General features: G+C 52.7%; 7 protein-coding genes. 6 read left to right on the forward strand and 1 reads right to left on the reverse strand.

What is annotated here, in order from left to right:
* The first annotated feature begins 253 nt into the window (after positions 1-253).
* The 6 genes from mepS (at position 254) to yejF (ending at position 8,423) form a co-directional block, all read left to right on the forward strand.
* On the forward strand, positions 254-835 hold the full coding sequence (mepS, locus tag IMQ33_RS13270) for a bifunctional murein DD-endopeptidase/murein LD-carboxypeptidase (protein ID WP_024528047.1): 582 nt from the start codon (positions 254-256) through the stop codon (positions 833-835).
* A gap of 331 nt (positions 836-1,166) precedes the next feature.
* Positions 1,167-2,756 (forward strand): cyclic di-GMP phosphodiesterase, encoded by a 1,590-nt coding sequence (locus tag IMQ33_RS13275; RefSeq protein WP_196061524.1) that lies wholly within the window; start codon positions 1,167-1,169, stop codon positions 2,754-2,756.
* 134 nt (positions 2,757-2,890) lie between these two features.
* A complete protein-coding gene (locus IMQ33_RS13280; protein ID WP_196061525.1) occupies positions 2,891-4,699 on the forward strand; it encodes an extracellular solute-binding protein in 1,809 nt (602 codons plus the stop codon).
* 10 nt (positions 4,700-4,709) lie between these two features.
* Positions 4,710-5,804, forward strand: coding sequence for a microcin C ABC transporter permease YejB (locus IMQ33_RS13285; RefSeq protein ID WP_196061526.1), 1,095 nt, complete (start codon positions 4,710-4,712; stop codon positions 5,802-5,804).
* Positions 5,801-6,826: an ABC transporter permease gene (locus IMQ33_RS13290; protein ID WP_024486916.1), complete on the forward strand. Its 1,026-nt coding sequence runs from the start codon at positions 5,801-5,803 to the stop codon at positions 6,824-6,826. Before IMQ33_RS13285 ends, IMQ33_RS13290 begins: the two co-directional genes overlap by 4 nt.
* Position 6,827: 1 nt before the next feature.
* Complete coding sequence (gene yejF, locus IMQ33_RS13295) at positions 6,828-8,423, forward strand: microcin C ABC transporter ATP-binding protein YejF (protein WP_173408989.1); 1,596 nt, start codon at positions 6,828-6,830, stop codon at positions 8,421-8,423.
* 9 nt (positions 8,424-8,432) lie between these two features.
* On the opposite strand, the gene IMQ33_RS13300 is transcribed toward yejF, so the two are convergent.
* Positions 8,433-8,777 (reverse strand): YejG family protein, encoded by a 345-nt coding sequence (locus IMQ33_RS13300; protein WP_021805874.1) that lies wholly within the window; start codon positions 8,775-8,777, stop codon positions 8,433-8,435.
* Positions 8,778-9,451 lie beyond the last annotated feature (674 nt).

Raw genomic sequence — 9,451 nt, forward strand, 5'->3', positions numbered from 1 at the left:
TTATGTTACATCACAATTTCATATAAAGAATGTCGGAAAAAGGCTCGCAATCCTCACGTCATTCCGGTACTCTCGGATGCGTTTGTGCCTGGTTTGGCTTGGCTCGTTAGTAAAAATCCGAAAACTGTGCGTTCCTGCACATTTCCGATGCTAACTGATTGTCCTTCCTGCCAGTGCCAACTAGTCTCGTTCCGTTTGGTATTTTTCAGATAACGACTTGCGTCGTTAAGGACTTCAAGGGAAAACAATTACAATGGTCAAATCTCAACCTTTTCTGAGATATTTTTTGCGGGTATTACCTGCAATTGCGGCAGCCTTGGTGCTCTCCGCCTGTAGCTCAACAAACACTTCGAAGTTAGATAGATCACAAACTGAGATGCATGCAGTTAATGACAAAAATGGTCTTTTACTGCAAGCCTCTCAGGATGAATTCGAAGCGATGGTGCGTAACGTTGACGTTAAGTCAAAGATTATGGACCAGTATGCTGATTGGAAAGGCGTCCGCTACCGTTTAGGCGGTGAAAGCAAGCGCGGTATTGATTGCTCGGCGTTTGTGCAACGTACCTTCCGCGAACAGTTTGGTATGGATCTGCCCCGCTCAACCTATGAGCAAGAAGATATGGGCAAGCAAATCCAACGCGCCAAACTGCGCCCAGGTGATTTAGTGCTGTTCCGCGCCGGTTCTACTGGCCGCCACGTCGGCATCTATCTGGGTAACGACAAATTCGTTCATGCCTCTACCAGCAGTGGTGTGACAATCTCTAGCCTTTCGGATAACTATTGGGATAAACGTTATCGTGAAGGCCGCCGGTTACTGGGTAAAAGTTCCAGCTAACGGCGTAGTATCTGAATCTGGTCCTGAAAGCCAAACAAACGAGACGAGAACGCTGCCCCAGGGCAGCGTTTTTTTTCACGGTAACGCTGGCGCCGAACAAACCCGCATCGTTATTTTCGATTATCACTGTGCCATAAACCACGCAACGGTTGAAAAAATAGCCTATTATCGTCAAGTGACAGGCCATTTCGTAACGCGCTATTTACGCTGTGCCTAAACAGACAGCCTTAGTGCAAGCCAAACGAATAATGACGCAGGCAGGATTGGTGGGATATATTAATCACCAGCAATATAACAATAATATTTTTATGCTGCGCTCAGGGGGCGAGTGATGGGATTGAAGGGAGCATTTGCACGCCATGCATCCAACACCAGGCGTAGCCTGACTAAAAGCTGTATTGTCGCGGTCGTTTTCTTCATTGTTTTTACCTCTGTCACCTTATTTCTGATCAATCATCAACGCTCGCAATATCAGCATAAAATCGAAAACCGTACGCAAAAATTTGCCGTTAATTATCTCGATCATTTGCAAGAAATGATGCAACAAATCATGCCGCTTACCGGTAAACCCTGCGAACAGGCCCAGTCCGATCTGACCTATCGCGCCGCTTTTACCGCCGGCGTACGCACCTTTGTTCTGGTAAAAGACGGTTTTGCCTATTGCTCCTCGGCAACCGGCAACATGATGCTGCGGATGAGCCATATTTATTCCGAGATCGACTGGCATAAACCACTGGATATGGCATTACAACAAGGCACACCGATGGTGCCTGGAAAACCGGCGATTGCCGTGTGGTTGCGCCAACCAGGGCCAGGCAACACCGGCATATTAGCCACGCTGGATCTCACCTTGGCCCCCTACCTGCTGCTCAGTTCACGTGATAGAGATACTCCCGGATTTGCCATCGTGATTGGGGGGCATGCGGTAACCACCTTCAGTTCGAATATGCTGCCACTGGCGCAATTACCTAAAAGCCACGCCAGCCAGCTAGCCGTCCCGGGCTATCCACTGAGTATGATCTTCTATCACCAATCCCTGACGGCTAATGATATCCGTTTGACCGTGTTGGGAAGCCTGGTGCTTTCCCTGATGGTAGGCGTGCTGTATTACTACATGCAGATACTGCGTCAAAGCCCCGAACGCGCGCTGATGAGAGGCATCAAACACAATGAGATCTTTGTTGAATATCAACCAGTGTTCCACTCCGCAACCAACACCATCGCCGGTCTTGAGGCATTGATCCGCTGGCAGCATCCCACCGAGGGGCGCATTCCACCCGATCTGTTTATCCCCTATGCCGAAAGCGAAGGGTTGATCGTGGCGTTGACCCGCCACCTGTTCCGTAGGATCGTGGCCGATATCCCGCAATTGGTACAAGCTCTGCCACGGGGCGCCAAACTGGGCATCAATCTTGCCCCTTCTCACCTTAATGCGCCTTCTTTCCATGACGATATCACCGAACTGCTGGCGAAATTGCCAACCGACTATTTCACCGTGGTGTTTGAAATCACCGAGCGCGGCATGGTGGAAGAACAAAACGCCTTGGAAGAGTTTGAGTGGCTGCACCGCCAGGGTGTTGAGATCGCCGTGGATGACTTTGGTACCGGCCACAGCGCCTTAATCTATCTACAACGCTTCACCCTGGATTACCTCAAGATCGACCGCGGTTTTGTCAATACCATCGGCCAGGATACGGCGACTGCTCCCGTCCTGGACGCAGTGATCTCGCTGTCTAAAAAACTGAACATGCTGACCGTGGCCGAAGGAGTTGAAACTGCCGAACAGGTAAGTTTTTTACAAGAACGCGACGTTAATTTTATGCAGGGCTATTATTTCAGTAAGCCACTGGGTATTGAGGAGTTTGTGGCCTTTTGCCAGAATAAGGCCGTTTTTGATTATCGGGACGCAGTTAATCCCTGATATTTAAACTTCTTTACTCAGAAAACCAGCCTGAAATGCTATGCTATCGGCTGGATTAATTGACTTATATCCGACGCATTCCAAGTCTTGGCTTGAAAGGCGACGGGTATAGATAGCAGGAGCTTACCGTAGAGATGTCCGTACGCATTTTTGCTGCCTTGGTGCTTTCGGCACTCAGTTTTAGCATGCAGGCCGAAACCCTTAATGAAAGCTACGCTTTCGCCACGCTCGGTGAGCCGAAATATTCCACCGACTTTAGCCATTTTGACTACGTGAACCCCGCTGCCCCCAAGGGCGGCGATGTTCGGCTGGCAGCCATCGGCACCTATGATAACTTCAACCGTTTCGCTTCGCGCGGCGTACCCGGTGAAAGAACCGGGGAACTCTACGATACACTGTTCACCAGCTCGGACGATGAGCCTTCCAGCTATTATCCGCTGATTGCGGAATCGGCTCGTTACCCGGCAGATATGCGTTGGATGGAGCTGGATATCAACCCGCGTGCGCGCTTCCATGATGGTAGCCCGATCACCGCCGCCGACGTGGCCTTCACCTTCAACAAATTTATGACCGAAGGGGTGCCGCAATTCCGTTCTATTTACAAAGGCGTCATAGTCAAGGCCATCTCCCGTCTGACGGTACGCATAGAACTCCCAGAGCCAGATAAAGATAAGCTACTCGGCCTATTAAACTTACCCATCATGCCAGAAAGCTTCTGGAAAGATCATAAACTGAATGAGCCACTGAGTGTTCCTCCACTCGGCAGTGGGCCATATAAAATCGGCAGCTACCGATTGGGCCAGTACATTACCTACGAGCGCGTACGCGACTATTGGGCCGCCAATCTGCCGGTGAATCGTGGGCGCTATAACTTCGATACGCTGCGTTATGACTATTACCTGGACGATAAGGTGGCGCTGGAAGCCTTTAAGGCCGGGGCTTACGATTTCCGCGTCGAAGGCTCGCCAAAAAGCTGGGCCACCCAGTATCAGGGCGGCAACTTCGCGCGCAACTACATCATTAAACAGGATGAAACCAATCAGGCGGCACAGAATGCCCGCTGGTTAGCGTTCAATATCCAGCGCCCGATTTTCGCCGATCGCCGGGTGCGGGAAGCTATTACCCTGGCCTTCGACTTCGACTGGATGAACAAGGCGCTGTATTACGATGCCTATCAGCGCGCCAACAGCTATTTCCAGAATACAGAATACGCGGCCACCGGCTACCCAGACGCTGCGGAACTGGCCTGGCTGGCCCCGCTGAAAGGCAAAGTGCCAGCAGAAGTGTTTACCTCGATCTATCAGCCTCCAACATCCGACGGCAGCGGCAATGACCGGGCAAACCTGCTGAAAGCCACAGAATTGCTTAAGCAAGCTGGCTGGGAAGTGAAAAACCAGCAGTTGGTTAACAGTCAAACCGGTAAACCCTTTACCTTTGAACTGATGTTGCCGAGTGGCAGCAATTTCCAATATGTACTGCCTTTCCAGCACAATCTGAAGCGGTTGGGTATCGATATGCAGATCCGTGAGATCGACATCAGCCAATTCACCCGCCGTATGCGCGAGCGTGATTTTGATATGATGCCGACGGTGTACCCTGCAATGCCTTTTCCCAGCACCTCACTACAAACCCGTTGGGATTCAGATTATATTACCTCGAGTTGGAATACCCCCGGCGTCAGCGATCCAGCTGTAGATGACCTGGTGCGGAAAATAGTGAAACATCAAGGAGATGAAAAAGCGTTACTGTCCCTTGGCCGTGCGCTGGATCGGGTGTTGACCTGGAACATGTATATGCTGCCGATGTGGTACTCCAATCACGACCGTTACGCCTATTGGGACAAATTCTCTTCGCCAGCGGTACGCCCGGCCTATTCGATCGGGTTCGACAACTGGTGGTTCGACGTCAACAAGGCGGCACGCTTGCCGGCGCAACGGCAATAAGGAGCCTCAGGTGGCCGCTTATCTGATACGCAGATTACTGTTGGTGATCCCCACGCTGTGGGCGATCATCACCATTAACTTTTTCATCGTGCAAATCGCCCCCGGTGGGCCGGTCGATCAGGCCATTGCCTCTATTGAGATGGGGCAAACCAGCGGATTTGGCGGCGGAGGCACGGGTGAAGGCCTTGGGCACATGAAGGCTGGCGCGGGCAACGTGGCCGAAGGCCAATACCGTGGCTCACGTGGCCTGGATCCCGAAGTGATCGCCGAGATCACCAAGCGTTACGGCTTCGACAAACCGCTCCACGAACGCTATTTCACCATGCTGTGGAACTACATGCGCCTCGATTTCGGCGAAAGCCTGTTCCGCGGTGCCTCGGTGATGCAGCTGATTGGCCAGAGTCTGCCGGTTTCCGCGACCCTGGGGCTATGGAGTACACTGATCATCTATCTGGTGTCGATCCCGCTGGGTATCCGTAAGGCCATCCACAACGGCAGCGCCTTTGACACCTGGAGCAGCACGCTGATTATCATCGGCTACGCCATTCCGGCATTCCTGTTCGCCATCCTGATGATTGTGCTATTCGCCGGTGGCAGCTATCTGGACTGGTTCCCGCTGCGCGGGCTGGTTTCCAGCAACTTCGACACGCTGCCGTGGTACGGGAAAATCACCGATTATCTGTGGCACATTACCCTGCCAGTGCTGGCAACGGTGATCGGCGGCTTTGCCGCCCTGACCATGCTGACCAAAAACTCGTTTCTTGATGAGATCCGCAAACAGTACGTGGTCACCGCCCGCGCCAAAGGGCTGGACGAGAAGAAAATCCTTTACCGTCACGTGTTCCGTAACGCCATGCTGCTGGTGATCGCCGGTTTCCCGGCCACCTTTATCAGCATGTTTTTCACCGGTTCGTTGTTAATCGAAGTGATGTTCTCGCTCAACGGCCTCGGGCTGCTGGGCTACGATGCCACCCTGCAACGCGACTATCCGGTGATGTTCGGAACGCTTTACATATTTACCCTGATCGGCCTGCTGTTGAATATCGTCAGCGATATCACCTATACCCTGGTCGATCCGCGCATTGATTTCGAGGGCCGTCAATGAGCCGCTTAAGCCCCATCAATCAGGCCCGCTGGGCACGTTTTCGCAGCAACCGCCGTGGTTACTGGTCGCTGTGGATTTTTCTGGCTGCCTTTGCACTCAGCCTGGCCGCCAACCTGATCGCCAACGACCGGCCGTTGCTGGTGCGTTATGAAGGCCGGCTGTATGTGCCCTTTATGGTCAACTACAGCGAAACGACCTTCGGCGGGGAACTGAATACCACTACCGATTTTCAGGATCCCTTTGTTATCAAGCAGATTGAGCAACACGGCTGGGCCATCTGGGCCCCGATCCGCTTTAGCTACAACACCATCAACTTTGCCACCGAAGTGCCCTTCCCATCGCCTCCGTCACGCCAAAACCTACTTGGCACCGACAGTAATGGCAGCGATGTGCTAGCCCGGGTGTTGTACGGTTTCCGTATCTCAATGCTGTTCGGGCTGGCGCTAACGCTGTGTTCCAGCGTGATTGGTATCTGTGCGGGAGCGACGCAGGGCTATTACGGCGGCCGATTCGATCTTTGGGGGCAACGGCTGATAGAGGTTTGGTCGGGGATGCCGACGCTGTTCCTGATCATCCTGCTGTCCAGCATCATCCAACCCAATTTCTGGTGGCTGTTGGGCATCACCATTCTCTTTGGCTGGATGAGCCTGGTGGGCGTGGTGCGAGCTGAATTCCTGAGAACCCGTAATTACGACTACATTCGTGCCGCCAGAGCGATGGGCGTACCGGATCGCGTGATTATGTATCGCCATATGCTGCCTAACGCCATGGTGGCCACGCTGACCTTCCTGCCGTTTATTCTGTGTGGTTCAATCACCACCCTCACCTCTCTCGATTTCCTCGGCTTCGGCTTGCCACTCGGTTCGCCTTCGTTGGGTGAGCTCCTTTTACAGGGCAAAAACAACCTGCAAGCACCGTGGTTGGGCATTACCGCCTTCCTGGTGCTGGCGGTGCTGCTCTCACTGTTAATCTTTATCGGCGAAGCGGTGCGCGACGCCTTCGACCCAAGCAAGGCGCATTAATATGACCACTCCTCTGCTCGCTATTCAGGATCTCAGCATCGCCTTCCGCCAGGGAGGCAGCTTGAATCAGGTGGTCAACGGCGTCTCGTTACAGGTGGAACAAGGGGAAACGCTGGCGTTGGTGGGTGAATCCGGCTCAGGCAAAAGCGTCACCGCTCTCTCCGTGCTGCGGTTGTTGCCTTCCCCGCCGGTGGTATATCCCGGTGGGGATATTCTGTTTAACGGCAACTCACTGTTACATGCATCGGAAGCCGAACTGCGCAAAGTGCGTGGCAACCAGATCTCGATGATTTTCCAAGAACCGATGGTGTCGCTCAACCCGCTGCACACCATCGAAAAGCAACTGGCCGAAGTGCTGATGCTCCACATGGGCATGCGCCGTGACAGCGCCCGCGCCGAAATCATTCAGTGCCTGGATCGGGTGGGTATACGCAATGCCAAAGGGCGCTTGAAGGATTACCCGCATCAACTCTCCGGCGGAGAACGTCAGCGCGTGATGATCGCCATGGCGGTGTTGACCAAGCCCAAGCTGTTGATTGCCGATGAACCTACCACCGCGCTAGACGTGACCATTCAAGCGCAGATCCTGATGCTGCTGAAAGAGTTAAAGCAGGAGCTGGGGATGGGATTGCTGTTTATCACCCACAACCTGAACATCGTGCGCCGGTTGGCGGATAACGTGGCGGTAATGCGCCAAGGGTTGTGCGTAGAACAAAATAGCCGTGACGGCCTGTTTAGCGCCCCACAACATGCCTATACCCGTCAGTTATTGGCTGCGGAGGACGTGGGCAAGCCTCTGCCGCTACCGGCCAGTGATAAGCCTATGCCGCTGCTCAAAGTGGAAAACCTGCAGGTCAGTTTCCCGATCAAACGTGGCCTGTTACGGCGCATTGTCGATCAGAACTACGCGCTGAAAGATCTGAGCTTCGAAATACAGCCTGGGGAAAGCGTGGGGCTGGTGGGTGAATCGGGTTCAGGCAAGAGCACGACTGGCCTGGCACTTCTGCGCCTGTTGAGCTCCAAAGGTGCGATCTGGTTTGATGGCCAACCGCTGCATCAGTTTAATAACCAGCAGATGTTGCCTTACCGCAGCCGGATGCAGATCGTGTTCCAGGATCCCTATTCCGCGCTGAATCCACGCCTGAACGTGCTGCAAATCATCGCCGAAGGGCTGGAGATCCACCAGCAACTGACCGCAGAGCAACGCGAACAGCGGGTGATTGAGGCGTTGGAGGAAGTCGGATTGGATCCGGCTCTGCGCTATCGTTATCCCACAGAGTTTTCGGGTGGGCAGCGCCAGCGTATCGCTATTGCCCGCGCGCTGATCCTGCAACCACAGCTGTTGATCCTGGATGAACCGACGTCCTCGCTGGATAAATCAGTGCAGGCCCAGATCCTGACGCTTCTGAAGTCGCTTCAGCTTCGTCACCGGCTGGCCTATCTGTTTATCAGCCACGATTTGCAGGTGGTACGATCGTTGTGCCATCAGGTGATCGTACTGCGTCAGGGAGAAGTCGTAGAGCAGGGTGACTGCCAAACGATTTTCAACGCACCTGCTGCTGCCTATACACAGCAGTTATTGCAGTTGGTTGATTAGCGGCATCATTCAGAAGGGGTACTGCGCGCTGAGCTGCTCGGCAATCGCCGCACCGACGTTTTTCAAGCGGCACATGGCGGCACTTTCATCACATTGATGAACGAACAGGCAAGGCTCGCCTTCCCATTCAACGATGGAGCAGTTGACCTGGATCTCTTGCAGAGACAGGTTGAGCTGCTGCATGACCCGCCAGGCTTCACGCCCGTCATGGCTGAGCAGCTTGAGGCCGATCAGATCGTTATCTTCGTCTATGCCGCTAAGCGGAATAGGTTCAACCTTGCTGCCGGTAAAACCTGATAGCCAACGATAACTTTGCGGCAAGCGATGCACTACCGAAAGCTGGAAACTATCCACATGAAATCCCTAGTATGAAAAGAAGAAACACTTTTTACATCACAGGATGACTTAGTTATAGCCGGGATCATCCGACTTTGCCGCCCACAAATGTTATTTTTAAGTAAAATTTGCAACAAACAATTAACCACATCCTGCGCTTGCTGATATCACTCAGTTTTTCTCCACCGTAGAAGGTTCTCTCACGGCGTTTTGCGACTCAGCTCGCATTTTTGCGTTATATGTAACCCTTTCCCGCCGCGATCTCAACATTTTTTTCTTGCAATGCGGTTACTTTACAATCGGTATAATTTTACATTGTGCAAACATCTCGCTCAAATGCCTAAGGCTGGTTAAATCAATAATATTTTGATTTAAAACAACTTTAGTCCGATTAACCGCCAAGGAAACGCCCCATCAGCCAACGGGTTGCACCTCTGGCTACTTGAGAAAATAAAGCTGCTATATTTAACAAAAAAACTACAGTTCGTTTGACTGTTGTTTAGTTAGCCTGCATATATTTAGCAACAAACTTAAACTTGCAAGCGGGTAGATTGGGGTCTAATTGCCTTTGATCTCCCTCACCCCAAGGAGAGGAAGCTGGGCCGGAGCTGTAATCAAGTGCAGAAGTCAGTCTGTGGTTCGTCCAGTAACATCAAGGGCTGAAATCAGATGCAGGGCTTAACCTGAGACAT

The organism is Serratia sp. Res13-Sevr-LER1-36-b, from assembly GCF_015673035.1.
Taxonomy (GTDB): Bacteria; Pseudomonadota; Gammaproteobacteria; order Enterobacterales; family Enterobacteriaceae; genus Chania; species Chania fonticola_C.

Excerpts from the sequence above, each read along its gene's own strand:
- mepS (WP_024528047.1), top strand. The coding sequence starts at position 254 with ATGGTCAAATCTCAACCTTTTCTGAGATATTTTTTGCGGGTATTACCT.
- IMQ33_RS13275 (WP_196061524.1), top strand. The coding sequence starts at position 1,167 with ATGGGATTGAAGGGAGCATTTGCACGCCATGCATCCAACACCAGGCGT.
- IMQ33_RS13280 (WP_196061525.1), top strand. The coding sequence starts at position 2,891 with ATGTCCGTACGCATTTTTGCTGCCTTGGTGCTTTCGGCACTCAGTTTT.
- IMQ33_RS13290 (WP_024486916.1), top strand. The coding sequence starts at position 5,801 with ATGAGCCGCTTAAGCCCCATCAATCAGGCCCGCTGGGCACGTTTTCGC.
- yejF (WP_173408989.1), top strand. The coding sequence starts at position 6,828 with ATGACCACTCCTCTGCTCGCTATTCAGGATCTCAGCATCGCCTTCCGC.